The organism is Polyangium sorediatum, from assembly GCF_029946465.1.
Classification (GTDB): Bacteria; Myxococcota_A; Polyangia; order Polyangiales; family Polyangiaceae; genus Polyangium; species Polyangium fumosum.
In genome coordinates this window covers 291,927-312,371 of sequence record NZ_JARZHI010000007.1, presented here as the reverse complement: position 1 = coordinate 312,371, position 20,445 = coordinate 291,927, and the positions used below count along the sequence as shown (strand labels likewise).

The 20,445-nt window shown below is 67.0% G+C and carries 12 protein-coding genes, 1 tRNA gene and 2 pseudogenes; 6 read left to right on the top strand and 9 right to left on the bottom strand.

Going from position 1 to position 20,445, the window contains the following annotated elements:
* Positions 1–89 precede the first annotated feature (89 nt).
* On the top strand, positions 90–1,721 hold the full coding sequence (locus QHF89_RS11955) for a recombinase family protein (protein ID WP_136969459.1): 1,632 nt from the start codon (positions 90–92) through the stop codon (positions 1,719–1,721).
* Here the strand turns inward: QHF89_RS11955 and QHF89_RS11950 are convergent.
* Positions 1,693–1,767: transfer RNA gene (locus QHF89_RS11950), tRNA-Glu, on the bottom strand. The two genes, QHF89_RS11955 and QHF89_RS11950, sit on opposite strands and share 29 nt — an antisense overlap.
* A gap of 250 nt (positions 1,768–2,017) precedes the next feature.
* The gene (locus QHF89_RS11945; protein WP_136969458.1) at positions 2,018–2,461 is read right to left on the bottom strand and encodes a hypothetical protein; all 444 of its coding nucleotides are present in this window, start codon (positions 2,459–2,461) and stop codon (positions 2,018–2,020) included.
* 530 nt (positions 2,462–2,991) lie between these two features.
* Here QHF89_RS11945 and QHF89_RS11940 point away from each other — a divergent pair.
* From QHF89_RS11940 to QHF89_RS49955, 3 genes and pseudogenes are all read left to right on the top strand, one after another.
* On the top strand, positions 2,992–4,950 hold the full coding sequence (locus QHF89_RS11940; protein WP_136969457.1) for a sigma 54-interacting transcriptional regulator: 1,959 nt from the start codon (positions 2,992–2,994) through the stop codon (positions 4,948–4,950).
* A 114-nt stretch (positions 4,951–5,064) separates the two neighbouring features.
* Positions 5,065–6,591: pseudogene (locus tag QHF89_RS49960) on the top strand (serine/threonine-protein kinase); the annotation flags it as partial.
* A 1,636-nt stretch (positions 6,592–8,227) separates the two neighbouring features.
* Positions 8,228–8,398: pseudogene (locus tag QHF89_RS49955) on the top strand (hypothetical protein); the annotation flags it as partial.
* Between the two features lie 354 nt (positions 8,399–8,752).
* On the opposite strand, the gene QHF89_RS11930 reads toward QHF89_RS49955, so the two are convergent.
* The 7 genes from QHF89_RS11930 to QHF89_RS11900 form a co-directional block, all read right to left on the bottom strand.
* Complete coding sequence (locus QHF89_RS11930) at positions 8,753–9,331, bottom strand: Tll0287-like domain-containing protein (RefSeq protein ID WP_284720389.1); 579 nt, start codon at positions 9,329–9,331, stop codon at positions 8,753–8,755.
* Positions 9,328–9,597, bottom strand: coding sequence for a DUF6755 family protein (locus tag QHF89_RS11925; protein ID WP_136969454.1), 270 nt, complete (start codon positions 9,595–9,597; stop codon positions 9,328–9,330). The genes QHF89_RS11930 and QHF89_RS11925 overlap by 4 nt, the downstream gene beginning before the upstream one ends.
* On the bottom strand, positions 9,597–10,112 hold the full coding sequence (locus QHF89_RS11920) for a QcrA and Rieske domain-containing protein (RefSeq protein ID WP_136931712.1): 516 nt from the start codon (positions 10,110–10,112) through the stop codon (positions 9,597–9,599). The genes QHF89_RS11925 and QHF89_RS11920 overlap by 1 nt, the downstream gene beginning before the upstream one ends.
* Complete coding sequence (locus QHF89_RS11915; protein ID WP_170229361.1) at positions 10,112–10,735, bottom strand: 4Fe-4S dicluster domain-containing protein; 624 nt, start codon at positions 10,733–10,735, stop codon at positions 10,112–10,114. The genes QHF89_RS11920 and QHF89_RS11915 overlap by 1 nt, the downstream gene beginning before the upstream one ends.
* Positions 10,732–12,954, bottom strand: a complete 2,223-nt coding sequence (locus tag QHF89_RS11910) for a molybdopterin oxidoreductase family protein (RefSeq protein ID WP_136969453.1) — start codon at positions 12,952–12,954, stop codon at positions 10,732–10,734. The genes QHF89_RS11915 and QHF89_RS11910 overlap by 4 nt, the downstream gene beginning before the upstream one ends.
* Positions 12,954–14,030: an MFS transporter gene (locus tag QHF89_RS11905; RefSeq protein ID WP_136969452.1), complete on the bottom strand. Its 1,077-nt coding sequence runs from the start codon at positions 14,028–14,030 to the stop codon at positions 12,954–12,956. The genes QHF89_RS11910 and QHF89_RS11905 overlap by 1 nt, the downstream gene beginning before the upstream one ends.
* Positions 14,031–14,307: 277 nt before the next feature.
* On the bottom strand, positions 14,308–14,694 hold the full coding sequence (locus QHF89_RS11900) for a hypothetical protein (protein WP_136969451.1): 387 nt from the start codon (positions 14,692–14,694) through the stop codon (positions 14,308–14,310).
* Positions 14,695–14,970: 276 nt separating this feature from the next.
* Here QHF89_RS11900 and QHF89_RS11895 point away from each other — a divergent pair, with 276 nt between their 5' ends.
* Together QHF89_RS11895 and QHF89_RS11890 are read left to right on the top strand one after the other, a co-directional pair.
* Entirely contained in the window at positions 14,971–16,758 is a 1,788-nt protein-coding gene (locus QHF89_RS11895) for a sigma 54-interacting transcriptional regulator (protein ID WP_136969450.1), read from the top strand.
* A 225-nt stretch (positions 16,759–16,983) separates the two neighbouring features.
* Positions 16,984–20,370, top strand: coding sequence for a serine/threonine-protein kinase (locus tag QHF89_RS11890; protein ID WP_284720388.1), 3,387 nt, complete (start codon positions 16,984–16,986; stop codon positions 20,368–20,370).
* The last annotated feature ends 75 nt before the right edge of the window (positions 20,371–20,445 follow it).

The following is a 20,445-nucleotide window of genomic DNA, read 5'->3' as shown; positions in this document are numbered from 1 at the left end:
GATGATCTGCCACGACAAAGACAGGATGCGGTCCTAGGCGCGCTGCTTGCGCTTGTCGAGGCAGACCTCGTGCGGTACCCTCCGCGGTCATGACAATCCGTGCCGCAATCTACGCGCGGCGCTCGACGGACGAGCACCAGGTCGAGAGCCTCGACACCCAACTCGACAACGCGCGGCGCTGCGCCCTGAAACGCGGGTATTTGCTCGACGCGGGGCACGAATTCACGGACACAGCGAGCCGGGCGGAGTTCGCTCCTCACAGGCGGCCGGGCTTCGCGGCGCTGCGTGATGCCGCGCTCGCGGGGCACTTCGACGTGGTCGTCGTTCGCGACGACTCAAGGCTTGGCGGCGACATGCTCCGCGTCGCCACGTTCGCGCAAGAGCTGACGGACGCCGGAGTCAAGATCCTCTTCTACGCGACGGGCGAGGAGATGGTCCTCGACAACGAAATGACGCGGCTCGTCGCGGTCATGCGCGGTTTTGCCTCGGAGAGCGAACGACGGCGTATCGCGAGCCGCACGCGGGAGAGCGTCGAGCGCAAGGCGCGGCGGGGCCTCGTCGCGGGCGGCGCGGTGTACGGCTATCGGAACGTCTCGGCGTTGGATGGCTCCGGGCGAGTGCGTGAGATCGAGCCCGAGCAGGCGGAGGTCGTCCGTGAAATCTTCGCGAGGTACGCGGACGGTGAGGGGCTGCGAAGCGTGGCGAAGGACCTGACGGAGCGCGGGATCACGCCTCCGCGGGTGCGGAAGGATGGGCTCGGGGCCTGGGCGCCCGCGGCAATCCACGCGATGCTCCGGCGTCCGCTCTACGTCGGGCGGATCGAGTGGGGGCACACGCACAAGACCTACAAGGCCGGGACCAAGATCCGGACGAAGACGCATGTTCACGAGGTGGTCGTCGTCGACGCTCCGCACCTTCGGATCGTCCCCGAGGAGCTTTGGGAGGCCGTCCAGAAGCGGATCCAGTCGAACGAACGGCACTCGACCGACGGCGGGAGGCCGGCGAGCTACCTGCTCTCGGGGATCCTGCGCTGCGGCGAGTGCGGCGGGCCGCTTACGGTCGTGAACGGGAAGAAGGGCTACGACCCGATCAAGGTCTACACGTGCTGCCGTCGTCGCGATCGGGGCGGGCAGGTCTGCGCGTCGACCCTGCGGCGCCAGGTCGAGACGGTCGACACGGCCGTGCTCGCGTGGGTCTCCCGGGAGATCATGACGGAGGAGCTCCTCGGCCGGTTGCTCGCGGCGCTGCGGGAGCGGCTTACGGCTCGGGCGAAGTCTCAGGGCGATGAGATCGCGGCTTGGGAGCGGGAAGCGGCCAGGCTGCGCGCCGACGTGGACAAGTTCGCCGAGCTCGCCCTCGAAGCGCCCGCGGAGGCGCGGGGGGTCTTCTTCGCCAAGGTGGGCGAGCGTCAGAAGGAGCTGACGGCGCTCGAAGCGCGGCTCCGGACGGCCAAGACGGTTCCGGTGGCGATGGACCTCGAGGTCCGGCGGCTCGAAGCCGAGGCGCGACGGCGCCTCGAAGAGCTGCGGGAGACGCTTGTGCGCAACCCGGTCGAGGCGCGGCGGTTCATCGAAGAGCTCTTCCCGAACGGTCTGACCGCCACACCGCTCCCGACGCCCGGAGAGCGTCGGATGCGGCTGGTCGGTGTGTCGGCCCCTGGCAGACTGTTCGGTATCGAACTTGGTAACTCAGCGTCCCCAGCGGGATTCGAACCCGCGTAACAGCCTTGAAAGGGCTGGGTCCTGGGCCGGGCTAGACGATGGGGACGGGTACTGCCGGTGAAGCGGGCGCGAACCCTAGCCTTCGCCGAGCCCGAACGCAAGAGCATTTCGCTCCCCCCTTGTTTACTATTTTGTGCCGTGAAGCACAGGTCCCCCATGACCCCCAGCTCTCCCTCGGGCAACTCGTATCCCTCCTCGCATGTCGGCCAGCCGAGCGCATCCCACCTTGCGCACGTCGCCAGCGCAGATGCGGTCACCCTCCTTCGCCGCCCGCCCCCCCTCGCTGCGACGCGCTCTTACTGACGACACGCCACTCCAATCACGGCAAGCTCCCGCAGCAACGCAACCAGCGCATCGGCATCGTCGCGCAGCCAAAACCCGAAGGCGAGGTGCTCGCCTGACGTGATTTCGATGTCGACCTCGGCTCCGAACGGCAAGAATTCGAGTTCGATCTTCGTGAGATCGATATTCGCGATCCTGAGTGCTCCCTCGGACACGAGCTGCATCAATCGTCGTGTCGCGGCGACGCGCGCTCGAACCCATAGATAGCCCAACCCGAGAACGGCCACGCACCCACAACACCAGATGAACGCCATGAGAAACCATCGGAGCGCGGGCGTGTAGGTGAGCATCACGTACATCGAGATGAAAGCGACGATGCCAGCGACGATGCCATAAAGCGACCAGACGCGGCTCCGCGCACGTGCCATCAACGAGTCGAGTTCTGTCGTCCCAGACACGGTAGAACCGTACCGGAGGCATGTGAGCCTGCGCAAGAGCGCCCGCAGGGGGTTGTCGCCGCGCCCTTCTTTCAAAGCCTCCTCCACACCTGCGTCCATCCTCCGACGGGCGCGAGCGTCGCGTGAGACGGGCTCCTGCCAGGACCCCGTGCCCGTGCGGGCTGACCTCGTCCTTCGCTGCGGGCGTCGTCGTTCGTCGGCTGGTCGAGATCGAAGGAGCGACGGCACGGCCTCGCGCCTCCGGAGACACGCTCCCGTGGCCCCGCGGCGTCGGCGTCGTGCCCCACCCCCCTCGGGACCGTGTTCCAGAAAGCTCGCCTCGAAGCCCGAAGGGCACGATCTCGAGTCTCCAGAGACACGGCCTCGTCCCTTCGGCGCGCTCCCTCGTGTCCCCGTTCACCTGTCCTCGCCTGCGCCCCCCCACGCTCCCGTGTCCGACCTAGCTCGACGTCGTTGGGGATCGTGACAGGGACCAGGCGTCCGCGAGAGGGGCTCGTCGGGGGTATGGGACGGGCCACGCTTTCGTATCCATGGCGCTCGTGCCGGTCGTGACGCTCGTGCGTGACGAACACCTTGCGTGCTCTTCGGGGACCTTCGCGCGTCGCCGTCGAGGAGCGCACGCTCACCCAGCACGGGGAGATGCTGAGGTTCGTCACGAAAAGCTGACTTGTATGGCGGGATTTTGTAGGATTCGCCACGCTGCCATGACCACGAAAAAGAACAACGACGTACCTGATCAGACGAGCACGGAGCCGATGCCTCCGGGCGCGCCTGCTGCGCCTCCTTTATCGGTGGGTGTCAAACTCGTCTTCTTCACCCGCGACGGGCTCGAACGCGCGCAGCTCGAACCGGGAAAGCCCCTGGTGGTGGGCCGAGGCCAGGAGGCGGACTTGCGCATCTACGAGGCCCAGCTCTCGTACACGCACGCGAGGTTCACGCTCCACGAGGATGGCGTGCTGGTCGAGGACCTCGGGTCCAGAAACGGCGTCTGGCGTGCGGGGCAGCGGGTCCCGAGCGCGAAGCTCGTGCCGGGCGACGAGATTTACCTGGCCACGGTCATCGTGCGGGTCTTCGCCCTCGGCATGACCGCCGAGCCGAACCTGGTCGAAGAGCCGACCTTCCGACGCCAGCTCGAGGAGGAGCTGAGGCGAATCCGGTTCTCGGGCCGGTCCCTTGGGGTCCTCGCGGTGAGCCCGGGAGAGAAGGAGGCGGCCGAGGGGCCAAGGGGGACGTGGGTAACGCGTCTCGAACAGCATCTTCGGGACAGGATTCATCGAAAGTATCTTTACGTGCCGAACATCGCGCTGATCCTGCTCCCGGAGATCGACGCGGCCGAGGCGCAGAGGGTTGCGCGAAGCATCGCCGCCGGGGCCCCGCCGGCCATCGGTCCCCGCTGCGTGGGAATGGCACTTCATCCAGGCGACGCGAGCAAGGCCGACAAGCTCATCGAGGTGGCGCGCCACAACCTGAGTCGGGCGCGCCCAGGGGAGCCCGCGCTGGGTACGCGGGAAGGGAGCGACGGCGGCGAAGGCCCGATCTTCGGCGAGGAGATGCAGGAGCCGCTGAACCTGCTGCGACGCGTGGTCGAGGCACGCGCCTCGGTGCTCCTCCTCGGCGAGACCGGTACGGGCAAGGAGGTGCTGGCCAAACGCCTTCATGACAGCGGGTCGCGGTCAAAGAAGCCGTTCGTCCCCATCAATTGCGGCGCGATTCAGGAATCGCTCATCTCGAGTGAGCTGTTTGGCCACGAGAAGGGCGCCTTCACCGGCGCTGACAAGGATCGGCTGGGCGCCTTCAGGGAGGCCGATGGCGGTACGCTGTTCCTTGACGAGATCGGGGAATTGTCGTCGGAAGCGCAGAAGACGCTGCTCCGGGTGCTCCAGGACCAGGCCGTCACCCCCGTGGGATCCTCACGCTCGCACAAGGTCGACGTGCGGATCGTCGCGGCGACGCACAGGGACCTGGCAGAAATGGTCGACGAAGGCAGCTTCCGTGAGGACCTCTATTACCGGCTGACCGTCATCGTCGTCAAGGTCCCGCCGCTGCGCGAGCGGGCAGACGAGATCGAACCGCTCGCGGAGCTTTTTCGGAGAAATGCCAACCGGGAGAATGGCCGGAACGTGCAGGGCTTCTCGGCCGAGGCCATGGCCCAGCTCCGCGGCCACCGCTGGCCGGGCAACGTGCGCGAGCTGGAGAACGTCGCGGTAAGAGCGGTCATCCTGGCCGAGGGAGACCTGATCCAGCCCGAGGACTTGCCGAAGGCCGTACGCCTGGTGCAGCCCGAGCCGGCGACGCCATCGGTCGGCGGGTTGAAGGCAGAGACGAAGCAACAGAAGCGACAGCTCGAGACGCAGCGGATCCTGGTGGCGTTACACGAGACGAACTGGAATCGGCGCATGGCGGCAAAGAAGCTGGGTCTCTCTTACGAGACGCTGCAGCGCCGGATGAAGGAGTACGGCATCAAGCCCCCCAAGCCGGAGGAGAGTTGATCAGATCTGACAGACCCGTTGGTCAAACCTGATCAACGCGACCAACCACCCCCGCGTTTTTCCGGGAAATCCGCAGCGGGGGAGGCGGCACGCGCGGTGCATATCGCCCTGGGCATGAGCGCGAGCGACGTATCGACGACCCTGCCGCTGGAGCTTGGGGACACGACAGGGCCTGACTCCACGCGCACCTGGCCTCCTACCATGAGCGAACCGTCTTTGAAAGCGCCCCCTCCCCCTCCCCCTCCCTTCTTTGGCCCCTATCAGACGACCGGCACGACGCTCGGCGAGGGCGGTATGGGCGTGGTGTACGAGGCCGCGCACGTCCATACCGGCGAGCTCGTGGCCATCAAGACGTTGCACGGGCAGGCGGCGTCCTCCCAAGACCTCGACGCCATCCGCCACGAGATTCGCGCGCTGCGGCGGCTGCGCCACCCGGGGATCGTGCCCGTCGTCGACCACGGGGACCAGGACGGGGTGCCGTGGATGGCCATGCAGCGCCTCCGCGGGCGCACCCTGCACGACCACCTTCACGCGCTTTCGACAAATAGAGCCGCCTCGCCCGCGTTGGCCCACCTGCTCACCCTGGTCCGCCGCCTCTGTGCGCCGCTCGCTTACCTGCATGGCGAGGGCCTGGTGCATCGTGACCTGAAGCCCGGGAACGTCTTCCTCCAAGACGACGATCGCCCGGTGCTCGTCGACCTCGGGATTGCCACGCGTTTCGGCGGCGCCGCCGGCCGGGAGGAGCTCGATATCGGGACGTGGGCGGGCACCTTCGCGTACATGTCGCCCGAGCAGCTCCGGGGCGAGCTCGTCGACGCGCGCGCAGATCTGTATGCGCTCGGCTGCATCCTGCACGAATGCGTGACGGGCAAACCTCCTTTCGTAGGGCCTACGAGCGTCGTCTGCGCTCAGCACCTCTGCCTCCCGCCGAGCCCGCCCTCGCACCAAAATCCGGACCTTCCCCAGGAGCTCGACACGCTCATCCTCCGGCTGCTCGAAAAGGCCCCCGAGGACCGGCTGGGCTACGCCGTCGATGTCGGCGCGGCGCTGGTCGCCCTGGGCGCCAAGGCAGAGCCCGAGCCGCCGTCGCAGCCCTACCTGTATCGGCCGCCGTTTGAAGGCCACAAAGAGGCCAAGGCCGCGCTGGAGAAGGCGGTGTACGGCGTGGCGCACGAGAGGCGCGGCGGTTTTTGGCTCGTTCGTGGCGAGAGCGGCATGGGAAAGACCCGGCTGGTCATGGAGCTCGGTCCCATGGTCAACCGGTTGCGCAATGACCCCGCCCTCACGATGAACGTGCTCACGGCCACGTGCCCCTCCCCCGGCGCGGGCGCAGCCCCGCTCTCGCCCCTCCGTCCCTGGCTGCGCGCCGCGGCCGATCTCGTGAGGCACTCCCGGGAGGGAACGGATCACGTCTTTGGACCCCGCGGCCGTATCCTTTCGCGTTATGAGCCCACGCTGCTCCAGTTGCCGGGCCAGGACGAACAGCCGGAGCCCCCTCCCCTGGCGCCGGAGAAGGCACGCGCGCGGGTGGTCCGCTCGATGCTCGAGGTGCTCCGGGCGCTTGCGGCGCAAGGGCCGGTTCTCTTCGTGCTCGACGATGTGCAATGGGCCGATGACCTGACGCTCGACGTGCTCAAAGCTTTCGCAAACGCCGATCTCGCCCAGTACGGGACCCTTCTCGTGGCCACCTACCGCAGCGAGGAAGAGAGCCCCGTCATCTGCGAACTGGCAAAACACAGGCACGTCTCGACCCTCGCGTTGGAGCGGCTGGATGCCGGGAGCGTGGTCAAGATCGTGGCCGGGATGCTCGCGCAGCGCGAGCCGCCCCGCGCCGTGCTCGACGCGCTCGTGCACCAGGCGAACGGCAATCCGTTTTTCGTTTCGCAGTATCTCCACGCCGCCCTGGAGAGGGGCATTTTGCGGCGGGATCTCGACGGCCGATTTTGCTTCGACGCCCATCGCGCCGGCGCGGCCATCGCCTCGCTGCCGCTGCCGGAGACGGTGGAGGAGCTGATCACGGCCCGCCTCGACAGGCTGAACGCTGAGGGGCAGGCGCTCGCGCAATGGGCGGCGGTGCTGGGGGAGGATCTTGACGAGGCGCTCCTCGTCGAAGGCGCCAAGGACAAGGCCGCGGCCATCGAGGCGTTCGATATGCTGCTGGCGCGGAGGATCCTGGAGGTGACCCAGGCCGGCCGGCTGCGCTTCGCCCACGACAAGCTCCGCGAGATCGCTTATGCGCGGATCGATTTGCAGGCGCGGGCCGCGTGGCACCTGCGCGCGGGGGAGGCGCTCGCGGCGCGTTTCGGGCGAGCAAAGGAGAAGGCGGCGACGCTCGGGCACCACTTCGATCGCGCGGGGATGTACGAGAAGGCCACCAAGTACTTTGCCAGGGCCGCGGTGTGCGCCCCGGATGTCAACAGCGCCCTTCCCCTCTACGAGGCGGCTCTTGCCACGCTGCGGGAGACGGCGAGCACGGAGGCCAGGCGGGCCGAAATGGCCCGTCTCCACGAGCGGCGTGGGGATGCGCTGACGCTCCTTGCGAAGTACGAGGACGCGCGGGCGGCGTACACCGCCGCGCTGGAGGCGAACCCGGAAGCGCGGCCTGTCGACCGAGCTCGGCGGCTGCGCAAGCGCGGCACGGCCTGGCAATTGAAGGTAGCCTTGCCCGAGGGGCTCGCGCAGTACGACGATGCGGAGGCAGCGCTCGGGGAGGGGCCGCGGTCGAAGGCGTGGTGGAACGAATGGCTGAGGATCCAACTGGAGCGAATTTCGATCCATTACCAACTGGCCAACGTGCAGGAGACCGCCCGGCTTCGCGCTGCGATCGAGCCGGTGATGGAAGCATGGGGGACGGTCAAGGTGCGCGTGCATTACTTCGCAGCGCTGACGCAGCACAACCTTCGGCTGGAGCGGTATGCGTACTCCGCCGAGACGTCGCATTACGCCCGAAAAGGCGTGGCCGCCGCGCGAAGATTTGGCGATGCAAACGAGCTGCTCGGGGCGCGGTTCAACCTCGCCCTCATCCACTGGATGGGCGGCAGGCATGCGAAGGCCGAGCGCGAGCTGATCGATACACTCTCCGAGGCCAAAAACAATCACCTTCGTGACCTCCAGACGCGTTGCTCGATCTACCTCGCGACGGTAATGAGGGCCCAGGGCCGGGTCGAGCAGACGGAGAAGCGCGCGCAGGAGAGCCTCCTCTTCTCCCAAGAAGAGAACGCGCAGGCGTACGTCGGGGTCGCGCAGGGAAACCTGGCATGGGCACGTTTCCCTTCCAGTGGGTGGCCAGAATGCCGCTGTGCGCCGTGCTGTTCGAGCGGGGCGATCTGGCAGGGGCCATCGAGCAGGTCAACGCATTCAGCACCCCGGCGGCGACCAGAAACAGCTCTCGTTTTTCCACAACCTGGTGGTGTACGTGGGCGAGGGCCGCGTGCAGTACCTGACGGACACCCTCCCCGGCTCCTCGGGCTCGCCCGTCTTCGACAAGGAGTGGCGGCTGGTCGCCGTGCACCATAGCGGCGGCTGGATCCCCGAGCCGGGCTCGAAGGACCGGTTCTTCCGCAATGAAGGGATCCTCGTCGACCGGGTCGTCGAGCTACTTCGGCGGGCCTGCTGAGGCAACGCCGCGGCGCGGACTCCGGTCGCTCACACACCACACCTCGGCGTACCGCGTGATCGGCCCGACGACGAGGGGAGCTCCGTTTCCGATCATGACGATGTCCACGCAGGTACGCCTGCACGATCAGAAATGCGCGAAGAGCCGGCGCAGGAGTCCTTCCTGCTGGTGGAATGGGCTCTGCGCTCACTCGTCGATCCGGACTCGGATCACGATGCCGCCGAGGATGTCGCCGACCCGGAAATCCTTCCGCGGGCTGTCCGGGTGATCGTTGTGACACTTGACGCAAGCCTCGACGACACCCTTGTCGGGATAATACGCAGAGAAATACGTCCTGCCGCCGATCGTCTCCTCGGTGTAATGGCTTTTCCCCGTCTCGGCGACCCTCCGGAGGCCGACCTTTTCGCTCTCCGTGCGCGGGCCGTTCTGCTTGTTGAGCGGCCAGGGTGAGAGGAGCGCATAGCTGAAGAGCGCGTCCTTGTTCTGGTTGATCGTTTCGGCGCTCATGCGGAGCATCTGCGCGGGCAAGGGCAGCGCCTTCTCCTCGCGGAAATGTTCCTTGGCCTCCATGATCTGCTCTTGATACTGAAGCCGGTCGACGACCGCAGTCGCGTATGCCTCGCGATTGGCGGAGATCACCGCGAAGAGCGTGTCGGTCATCTCCTGCGGCGAGAGCTTGCCGTCGCCACGCCCGCCGCCGCACCCCGAAGAGGCGAACACGGACAGACCCAGCCCAAGGCAGATGCTCTTTGGGATCCGCTTCACGACGCGCCTACCCTCCGATCCCTCCGCAGAGACGAGGCGCGGCGCTCCTCCCGCCGCCTGCGATCAAAGGAGAGCGCGTGCCGGCAGAGCAGCGCATTGACGAGCGCGAGGATGAACGAAGCGACGAACGCGGCCTGGGGCGTCACGAGGTCGTTGCTGTAAAGGGCCTCGAGCGAGGCCGCGACGAGCCATAACTGGATGGCGGAGAGGATGCCGATCATCGCGTTGATGCCCGAGAAAAGCGTCGAGCCCTGGCCGGAGAGCACTAGCTGTCCCTCCCGACGGCAAAGACATCGTCGCCGCGCTGCTCGACCCATACCCGAGGCAGGCGCCGCAAAGGCGGGCCTGCGACGGGACGGCCGTCGTTCACGTCGAAGCGCCCTCGGTGGCAAGGGCAAAGAAGCTCGTCCTGTTGCGGCTGGTGCACGACGGCGCAGGAGAGGTGCGTGCAGACCTGCGAATACGCGCGCAACGAGCCACTCCGCGTGCGCACGAGGATACAAGGGTCCTCGTCCGTCGGATAGCGGAAGAGCATGGAGCCGCCCGTCGGGAGATCGGAGGCCTTGCCGATCCGCGACTCCTCGCCCATCTGCGCCGGCTTTCGCACCCAGCGGGCGACGGCGGCGATGGCACCGTTGACGAGGACGAGCAGCGCCGAGCCGATGGTCAGCGATTTTGCAAACTCGCGTCGCGCGACATATCGATCGTCCTGCGTGCCGATGGGAAAATCCTCACGCCAGCGCTCTCGCCTGCCTTCGCTCGTGTCGTCGTGTTCCGCCATCAGCCGTCCTCCGAGAGCAGCGCCGCCACATCGTCAGGCTCGGCCACCTTCGGCCGGCCGCCGAGCTCGATGAGATCCACGTGCACGCGGTCTCGCCCGCGCGGCACGACGACGGAGACCTTGGTCCGGACCTCCTCGCCCTCGCCGAAGACCCATTGGTTCAAGGCGACGCCGCGCCGCGTCCGCTCGAATTCGTCGTTCGTCATGAACGACAGCGCCTGCGAGGGACAAACCGTCGCGCACATCGGCTTCTTGCCGATGCTGGTGCGGTCGTAGCAGAGATCGCATTTCATCATCTGATCGATCTCGGCGAAATACTTCGGCACGCCGAAAGGACAGGCGAGTACGCAATTCGAGCAGCCGATGCAACGAGGCGCGAGTGCGCTTTGCACGACGCCGTCCGGGGTCTGCTTGATGGCGTCGGCGGGGCAGACGCGCGCGCAGATCGGGTCCTCGCAGTGCATGCACACCTGCGGCGCCGTCTGAACGCTGTCGCGGCGGCGGATGGTCTCGAGGTGGATCATCGCCTGCCCCTTGTGTGTATCGCACTCCTCGCAGGCCTGCACGCAAGCCTGGCAGCCAATGCAACGTGCGTAATCGATGAAGAGCACCCGCTCGCTCAACGCGCCCCCTCTCGGGATGTGGGGCGCAGGCCCCGAGCGTCCGTCTGGTCCGCAGCGCGACGCACGCGGACCGCGCAGATCTTGTATTCCGGGATCTTCGAGACGGGATCGAGCGCAGGGATCGTGCACCTGTTCGCCGCGCGCTCGTCCGGCCAGTGATAAGGAACGAACACCGTATCGGGTCGGATGGTGTTCACGATCATGGCGCGCACGACGAGCGAGCCGCGCCGGCTCTCGACCTCGACTGGCTCGCCGTCCGAGACGCCGAGCTTCTGCGCGAGCCGCGGGTGCATCTCGCAATACGGGTCGGGGGTCTGCCGGACGAGGCCGCCGATCCGCCGCGTCTGGTTGCCGGAAAGGTAATGGGCGACGACCCGGCCCGTCGTGAGCACGATCGGGTACTCCTCGTCCGGCTCCTCGGCCGCGGGCCTCCATTCGACGGGCTGGAAATGCGCCTTCTTGTCCGCGTGCCCGAAGATGCCGCCCTCGTAGAGCCTCGGTGTGCCGGGGTGGTCCTCCGACGGGCACGGCCAGAACACGCCGTGGTTCTTCTCGATTTTTTCGTACGTGATGCCAGCGTAATCGGCAATGCCGCCCTTCGAAGCGACGCGGAGCTCCTCGAAGATCTCCTGCGGCGAACCATATCGGAACTTCTCGCCTTGCCCGAGGCGCTCGGCCAGGCCGCAGAGGATCCGCCAGTCCTGCCGCGCCTCGCCCGGCGGATCAACGACCTTCTTGTGCAGGATGACGCGCCCCTCGACGTTCGTCGTCGTGCCCGTGTCCTCCTCCATGAGCGAGCCCGGCAAGAGGATGTCGGCGTGGCGCGTGGTCTCGGACATGAAGAAATCGACCGCGCCGAAGAACTCGAGCTTTTCCAATGCTTCGCGGATGAACCCCTGGTTCGGCAGGGAGACCATGGGGTTGAAGCAGAGCGAGAAGAGGCCCTTGATCTTGCCGGCGTGGATGGCCTCGAAGATCTCCATCGCGGAGATGCCCTTGCCCGGCAAGGTCTTTTCGTCGATGCCCCATACGGATGCGATGTGCTTGCGGTGCTCGGGGTTCTCGATGTCGCGCGCACCCGGGAGCTGATCACATTTCTGCCCTTGCTCCCGCCCGCCCTGGCCATTGCCTTGGCCCGTGATCATCGCGTACCCCGAGCCCTCCTTGCCGATCCTGCCCGTGGCCACGCAGAGGTGGATCGCCGCGATGCAATTGTCGACGCCCTTGGAGTGGTGCTCGATGCCGCGCGCGTGGAGCAAAAAACTCGACTTCGCCGGTCCCCAGAGCTCCGCCGCGCGGATGATGAGCTTGGGAGGGATCCCCGCGATCTTCCCGGCGTACTCGGGCGTGTACTTCGCGAGGACCCGTTCGAGCTCGGAAAACCCGGTCGTGTGCTCGGCGATGAACGATCGGTCGATCCACCCGCGCTCGAGCATCACGTGGAGCATCCCGTTGAAGACGCCGATGTCGCCGCCCGACCGGACGGGGATGTAAAGATCGGCCGTGCGCGCGATGGGCGTCATCCGCGGGTCGAGCACGATGATCTTCGCGCCGTTCTCCCGCGCCCGCCAGAGGTAATCCGTCGTGATGGGCGCGCACTCGGCGACGTTCGCCCCGGCGATGAGGATGACCTCGGCCTTGGGAATGTCGCTCCAGGGGTTCGCCGCGCGATCGATGCCGAGGACCTTTTTCGACGCCGCCGCCGCGGAGACCATGCAGAGCCGGCCGTTGTAATCGACATTTGCCGTGCCCAGCACCACACGCGCGAACTTGCCGACGAGGTACGCCTTTTCGTTCGTCAGCGACGCGCCTCCGAGCACGGCAACCGAATCCGGGCCATGCGCCTCTTGCACGCGCCGGAGGGCCTGGGCGACGCGGTCGAACGCCTCGCTCCACCCGATCGGCGAGAAGCCCCGGCCCTCCGCGCGCACGAGGGGTGTCTTCAGCCGATCCGGGTGCTCGTCCTGCATGTATCGCTTGACGCCCTTGGGGCAGAGTTTTCCTTGATTGAATGGAAACTCTTCCCAGGGCTCGAAGCCGACGATCTTCTCGTCCTTGACCTTGAGCTTGATCCCGCATTGCTGCCCGCAGAAGCAGCAGTGTGTCTCGACGACACGATCCGGCTCGCCCACCGCGGAGAAACCGCCGGGCGGCAGGCTGTACGGGTGCGGGCCGAACTCGTCGATGAGCCGCTCGCTTGCGATCGGCAGCTTCGCCATCAAGCCTCCTCGCGGGCGTTCGGGCGCCGCGCGTCTCGCCAGAGCCCGTCCTGGAGCAAGGCGAGGTTTTTCCTGCGACACGGCGGACAGACATCCTGGTAATGCTTGCCCGCGCGGAGCGCGTACCGAATCCCCACCTCCGCCTGCACTCGCTTCAGATCCGCGATCTGCATCGCGGAGGCGAACGGCTCCCCGCAACGCACGCACGTGGCCTGCTCCCCCGCCGCCGCGACCTCGCGATACACGTGAATGCCGAGCTGCGTCGGCCGCTGCACGAGATGAAACAGCTTGCCGAAGGGCACGTACAGGAGCAGAAGCACGACGGTCACGGCGTGCACCTGCGAGAGCGAATCGTACTTGTAGCCGTTCATGAACTGCGTCGAAACGGTGAGGAGCAGCCCCGTCGCGGAGACCGCGAAGAGCAGGACGAGCGGCACGAGATCCGCCGCGCCGTCCTGGATGGCGAGCACACCACGGTCGCGCCCGCGCCGATAGAGCGCGAGCATGACTCCGACGATCACGAGCCCTGCCGAGCCGACGAGCGCGTTGAACAAGAGCGACGCGAGAGGGCTGTCGAGGCTCGTCCGGAAGACGCGCACGCCGAAGACGAACGCCTCGTACACATCCTGGGAGTTCCGTGCCGTCTCGAACCGAATCCAGCCAAAAGAGAGCGGGAACGTGATCGCGAACGAGAGGAGGCACCCCCACATGAGGCAAAGGTGCGAGGCCCAGCGGAGCGGGGAACGGCGGTAGACGAAGCGCTGCGAGCCGGCCGTCCGGAAAGCGCCCCGAAGGAGGGCGGTCCACCGAGAAAGGATCTTCCCCGGCGTGAAGAGGAGCGAGAGGGTCTGTCGGAAGTAGCGGTACGTCGGAGGACGCCCGAGCCACATGGCGTATCGGTACCCGAGCGCGCAAGCGGCAAACGCGGCCGCGGCCGCGTAGGGCACGAGCGCGGTGTCGAAGTCCTTGAACCTGCGGCTGCCGACGTAGATGCCCAGCACGACGAGCGTCGCAGCAGAGAACCCAACGAACGCCGCTCGGCGCCCCTCGCGCGATGCAGGCAGATCTGAGCTCACGGTCGCATCCTAGTCGAACGGGGCAGACCAAGGGAAGATGGAAGATGATGCGGGTACTGCGGCACACGTCTCGGGGGTCGGCCGGAATGCGGATGCGCGCTGCTCGTGCGGGCCCGAGACGGAGTGCGGGGACGCACGGGGGACGTGAAGCCGAGGCGTTGTTCGAGGAGGCGCGTGGGGAGGTTCGTCGGGTAGACCGGCGGAGGCAACCCCTTCCCCGGCCTACCCGACGCGTGCTCGGATACCACGCTCGTTTCCTGCTCCGCGTGAAGAGGTATCACCCGCCCCCGGGCGCGACCGCCGGCTGCACCCTGGCGACGAACTCGGCCACGGCGAACCAGTTCCGGTTGTCGACCCCCTTCGAGCTGCATTCGTACCGGACCGTCCGCCACGCGCCCGACGTGATGTCCTCCCGGAGCTCTGCACCCGCGAGGCCATTGCGTCGTCCCATCCACGGGTGCGTGAGCGTCCCTGCCTGGTATTGCCGCACGATCTCTTCGCCTGTCCACCTGGCTTCCGCATTCGCGCCGAACACCATTTCGCGTTTGGCCAGGAGGGCTGGGTAGCGTGCCAGCGCCACCCGCAGCACCTCGACGAAATACGGCGCGCCCACGTCCGCGTAGACATCGAGCAATGTTTCCCACGTGATCGTTCGGACCGACAATCTCGTACATCTTCGCCTCGATGGCGAGCAGCACGCGGCGCGGGCCGTTCACGTAGACGAGGACGTCGGGAGTGTCGCGGGGGGCCAACCGGGTTGAGTGCGTCTGCCTGCGGACGTCTTACTCCTGCGCGGCGCTCAGTGCAGCTCTGGACCCTCTCCCATGAAGTGAAGTCCGTTCGTGTACTTTGGCGCTTGACATGCAAGGAATCTGACAGGGGGCACGAATCGGTGTAGAGGCTTGTGTTCCGGCGTGGGGCTGGTGTGTGAGGGGTAGGCGTGACCGAGAAGATGCAGGACGAAGGGCAGAGCGAGGGAACGGGACAGACGAGCACGGAGCCGATGGCGCTGGGCGGATCAGGAGACCCTCCCCCGATGCGGGCGGGCGTCACCCTGATGATCTTCTCCCTCGACAAGTTCTACCCGGCGCCTCTCACGCCTGGCAGGGCGCTGATTGTGGGCCGAGGTCCGCAGGCGGATGTGCGTATTCAGGATCCGAAGCTCTCCCACGAGCATGCGCGCTTCACGCTCCTCGACGAGGGGGTCCTCGTCGAGGACCTTGGTTCCAAGAACGGGACGTGGCGCGCGGGGCAGTGGGTCCAGAGTACGACGCTTCCCCTCGGCGGCGACGTCATGCTGGGGATGGTTCACGTGCTGGTGCTCGCCCTCGGCATGGCGCAGGATCCGGGCCTGGTTGGCGAGCCGGCTTTCCGCGGCCATCTCGCCGAGGAGCTCGAGCGAGCTCGATTCTCGCGCCGATTCTTTGCCGTCCTCGCGGTGCGCGCGGGCGAAAAGGAAGCCGCGGACGCGCCGACGGGTGCGTGGGTGACGCGCCTCCGGGAGCACCTCCTCCCCATCGATCGGTTGTGTCTCTATACGCCCACGATCGCACTGATCATGCTTCCGGAGAGGAACATGGAGGAAGCCAGGGAGGTAGCAACCAAGCTCGCCCAGAAGATGCCTGCGCCGTACAGCGCGCGCTGCGTGGGTGGAGGTTATTTCCCGGTCGCCGGCAGCGTCGAAAAGATCATCGGCATGGCCCTCGGGAACTTGAATCATGCACGCCCCGGTGAGCCGGCGATGGATGTGCAGGAGGAGAGCAACGTCGATGACGCCCCCATCTTCGGCAAGCAAATGAAGCAAGCGCTTCACATCGTCAAACTGGCCGCTCCGACGAGCGTCCCCATGATGCTGCTTGGCGAGACCGGCACGGGCAAGGACGTCCTTGCCAATCACATTCACAAAAGCAGTGGGAGGGCGAGGAACAAATTTCACGCGTTCAATTGTGCTGCTATTCCGGAGAACCTCGTCGAAGCCTTCCTCTTCGGGCACGAGAAGGGCGCCTTCACCAGCGCCGACAGGCGGCAGATTGGTGCATTCGAGGACGCCGACGGAGGGACTCTGTTCCTCGACGAGATTGGGGACCTGTCGCTTCAGGCGCAGGCCAAGCTCTTGCGCGTGTTACAGGACGGCCTCGTCACCCGCGTCGGCTCGACGACCCCCACGAAGGTCGACGTGCGCGTCATTGTCGCCACCAACTGCGACATCGAGACAATGATCGCCGAGAGGCGCTTTCGGGAGGATCTGTACCATCGACTGAACACGATCGTGGTCAAGATCCCTCCCTTGCGCGAGCGTCGGGACGAGATTCCGCGGCTCGCCGAGCGTTTCTTCCGGGAGGTGAGCCGGGAGCCTGGTCGGCGTGCGCAAGGAATCTCGGACGAGGCCATGGCCCTGCTCCACGCGGATCCTTGGTCTGGAAACATCCGTGAGTTGAAGAACGTCATCCAGAGGGCGGTCATCTTGGCGGAGGGGGATCTGATCCAGCCAGAAGATCTGATGCGCGAGGGGCAACCGGAGAAGCAGGGCGCGAAAGGCGGCCGCTTCAAGGAGGACCTGACGCGGACCGAGAAGCAGCAGATCGAAGACGCACTCCAGGAGGCCGAGGGGGTGCAGGCGAGGGCGGCGGAAATCCTCGGGATCCCTGCCCGCACGTTGAGCAACAAGATCAAGAAGCTCGGCATCGAGGCTCCCCAGAAGCCGGTCCGAAGGCCGCCGCGGAAGTAGCCCCAGCCAAGTTTGGCCGATGGCCGGCCAAACTTGGCCGGCTGTCCCGGTCACCCCCCGCATTTCCCCGTAAAACCGGGTTGTCGAGGCACGGCATGGCTCATGCTTATCGCCTCCGGCATGAACGCGAGTGATCTCTCCGCGACGATGCCCCTGCCTTCTGGTTCGTCGTCGGAGGTTGGGGGTTCTACGCAGTACGCGACCACGGTACCATCGTGCCTTGCCATGGTCGATGACAGAAAGACGGAACCGGTCCCTCCCCTCTTCTTCGGGCCTTACCAGACGATCGACGCCCAAGCCTTCGGCGAGGGCGGCATGGGCGTGGTCTACAAGGCCATGCATGTCGACAGCCGCGAGGTCGTGGCCATCAAGACGATCAAGGCGGCGGACCCCACCTACGTCGCCTCCATCCGCCGCGAGATCCGCATGCTCCGGCGCGTCCAGCACCCGGGCCTCATTCCCATCCTCGCAGACGATGTGACGGACGACGGCGTCCCCTGGATCGCCATGCCCTTCGTTCAGGGCCCCACGTTGCATGATCACCTGCGCCTGCTGCCGACGCGGTCCCCGCGCGCGCTCCGCCCGACGCTGACCTTGATCCGCCGCCTCTGCGTGTCCCTCGCGTTCCTTCACGGCGAGGGCCTCGTACACCGCGACCTCAAGCCCCAGAACGTCCTCCTGCAGGGCGACCGTCCCGTGCTGATCGACCTCGGGATCGCGGGACACTTCGCCGGCGCCCCCGCGCGCGAGGAGCTCGATGTCCCGCCGTGGGCCGGCTCTCCGCTCTACATGGCGCCGGAGCAGTTCAGCGGCAACCTCGTCGACGCGCGCGCGGACCTCTACGCGCTCGGATGTATTCTGTACGAGTGCGCGACGGGTGTGCCCCCCTTCGTCGGCGCCTCCAACAAGGCGACTGCCGAAAAGCACGTCCACGAGTTGCTCATCCCGCCTTCGCGCCGGGCCCCGGGCGTGTCTCCGGCGCTCGAGAAGCTCATCCTCCGGCTGCTCGAAAAGGACCCAGCCAAACGCATGGGGTATGCCGCGGATGTCGCCGCAGAGCTCATCGCCCTGGGCGCCGAGGCCGACGAAGATGGCCCGCGCGCTCGGCCCTACCTCTACCGCCCGCCGTTTCAGGGACGCAAGGACCTGATGGCCCTTTGTGGATGCGCCGTGGAGTCCCTTCAGAACAAACACCGCGGCGGCCTCATGCTCATACATGGCGAGAGTGGCCTCGGCAAGACGCGGCTCATGATGGAGCTCGTCAGAGCCGCACAGCCGCGCATGAACGTGCTCACGGCGCAATGCCAGGCCGTCAGCGCGGGCAAGGACGGCGCGACCGTCGGGATGCGGCCGCTCGCCCCGCTCCTGCCGCTCCTGCGCGCCGCGGCCGACCGCGTGCGGAACTCGCAGGCCGACGCCGAGCATGTCTTTGGCCCGCGCGGCCGGATCCTCGCGCCCTATGAGCCCTCCCTCCTCGACCTGCCCGGACAGGCCGAGCAAAAGGATCCGCCGCCCCTGCCGCCGCGACAGGCCCAGGCGCGCGTGATCGCCGCGATGCTCGGGGTCCTCGTCGCGCTCGGCGAGCGCGAGCCGCTCCTCGTCGTGCTCGACGACCTGCAATGGGCCGACGAGCTGACGCTGCGCGTGCTCGATGCCTTCGCGAAGGCAGAGCCTTTGACCTGCGGCGTCCTGCTCATCGGTACGTACCGCAGCGAGGCCGCGCGCGTCGAGGTCGACGCTCTGCTGAAAATGCCCGGCGTCGACGCAATGCCGCTCGACCGGCTGAAGCCGTGGGAGATCGCCGACATCGCCGTCGGCATGCTGGCGACGCGCGAGCCGCCCCGCGCCGTCCTCGAGGCCCTCACGAAGCACGCGAACGGAAACCCCTTCTTCGTCGCACAGTACCTGCACGCGGCCCTCGAGAGGGGAATCCTTCGGCGGGATGCCGCAGGGAACTTTGGCTTCGATGCGCTCGGCGCGGCGAAGGAGATGGCGTCCTTGCCGCTGCCGCATACGGTGGAGGAGCTGATCACGGGGCGGCTCGATCGGCTGGACGCAGAGGGGCAGGCGTTCACGGCGTGGGCCGCGGTGCTGGGGGAGACGTTCGACGAGGAGCTTTTCCGCGCGGGCGTGCAGGACGGCGACGTGGCCACGGAGGTCCTCGATGCGCTGACGCTCCGGGGGATCCTCGAACCCAAACGGGATGGGTCGTGGGGGTTCGCCCACGGCAAGCTCGCGGAGATCGCCTATCTGCGGATCGAGCCTAGCAAGCGCACTCTGCTCCACCGCCAGGCCGCCGAAGTCTTGGAGGCGCGGTTTGGCAGGGTGAAGACCCATGCCGCGGAATTGGGTCACCATTTCGACCGAGCAGGTCTGCACGCCAAGGCCGCGCGATACTTCACCCAGGCTGCGACGCACGCCCGGGAGACGTTCGCCAACGCGAACGCCATTCACCTCTACGAGGCGGCCATCCTGGCACGTCGCCGCGCGCCGCACACGAAAGGCAAGCCTGCGGAGCTCGCGCGCCTCCTGGAGTCGAGAGGCGACATGCTGGCGCTCGCCGCCCGCCACGAAGAGGCCCTCTCGGCGTACGATGCGGCGCTGGCCGAGAACCCGGCGGCCACGCCCATGGATCGGGCTCGGCGGCTCCGCAAGGGCGGCGAGACGTGGAAGGCCCGCAAGCAGTTGTCGCTGGCGCTCGTGTTGTACCAGCGGGCCGAAGCCTCGCTCGCGGGCGCTCCGCGGACGAGGGCATGGTGGAACGAATGGCTGCGCATCCAGATGGAGCGGCTCTTCGTGTACTACCTCCAAGGCAACATGCAGGCGCTCGCCGCGCTGCGCGCGGCCGTCGAGCCGGACGTGATGGCGTGGGGCACGGCGCAGATCCGCGCGCGTTATTACGACCGCTGCGCGATGCTCAACCTCCGATGTGAGCGATACCGGGTGTCCAAGGAGACGTTGCGCTGCATGCGGCAAAGCGTGGCCGCTGCGCGGAAGGGGCGCGACGTGCATGACCTCCTCGGCGCTGAATTCGACTTCGGAATCATCCTGTGGCTCGGCGTGCGGCTCCGGAAAGCCGACCTCCAGATGCTCCAGGTGCTCGAAGGTGCCAAGCGAGCAGAGTATCACGAGTTCCAGACGCGCAGCGCGGCCTACCTCGCGGTCATCTCGCGGCGGCAGGCCCAGACCGAGCTGACCCGGGAGCGCGCCGAGGAGTCCCTCCGGCTGGCCCGGCAGGGGCAGATGCGCGAGTACATCGGGGTGGCATTGGCGAACCTCGCGTGGGTCGCGCGCCGAAACGACGACTGCGCGGAGGCCGAACGGCTCGGGTGCGCGGCGCTCGCACAATGGCAGCTCATCGGTGAGCTCGCGTTCCCCTTCCAATGGTTGGCCAGACTGCCGCTCTTCGCTGCGCTGCTCGCACGCGGAGACCTGCCTGGGGCCGTGGAGCAGCTTCGGGCCGTGCTCGCACCGAATCAGCAGCGCCTGCCCTCGCCGATTGAGTCCGTGCTCGTGAAAGCGATCGATGCCTTCGCCGAGCAGCAGGAGGACCGCGCCGTGAGCGACCTCCGCGCGGCGTTCCGCGTCCTCCGGAAGCTCGGCTACGCGTGAGCTGAGCGCAGGCCAAGCCAAATCCTAGACTCGACGGGTGCCGTTGAACGGCCGCACGGCACCCGTTTGCCCAAC

Coding starts and splice junctions, on each gene's coding strand:
- QHF89_RS11955 (WP_136969459.1), top strand. CDS start 90: ATGACAATCCGTGCCGCAATCTACGCGCGGCGCTCGACGGACGAGCAC.
- QHF89_RS11940 (WP_136969457.1), top strand. CDS start 2,992: ATGGCGCTCGTGCCGGTCGTGACGCTCGTGCGTGACGAACACCTTGCG.
- QHF89_RS11920 (WP_136931712.1), bottom strand. CDS start 10,112: ATGGCGGAACACGACGACACGAGCGAAGGCAGGCGAGAGCGCTGGCGT.
- QHF89_RS11910 (WP_136969453.1), bottom strand. CDS start 12,954: ATGGCGAAGCTGCCGATCGCAAGCGAGCGGCTCATCGACGAGTTCGGC.
- QHF89_RS11890 (WP_284720388.1), top strand. CDS start 16,984: ATGGTCGATGACAGAAAGACGGAACCGGTCCCTCCCCTCTTCTTCGGG.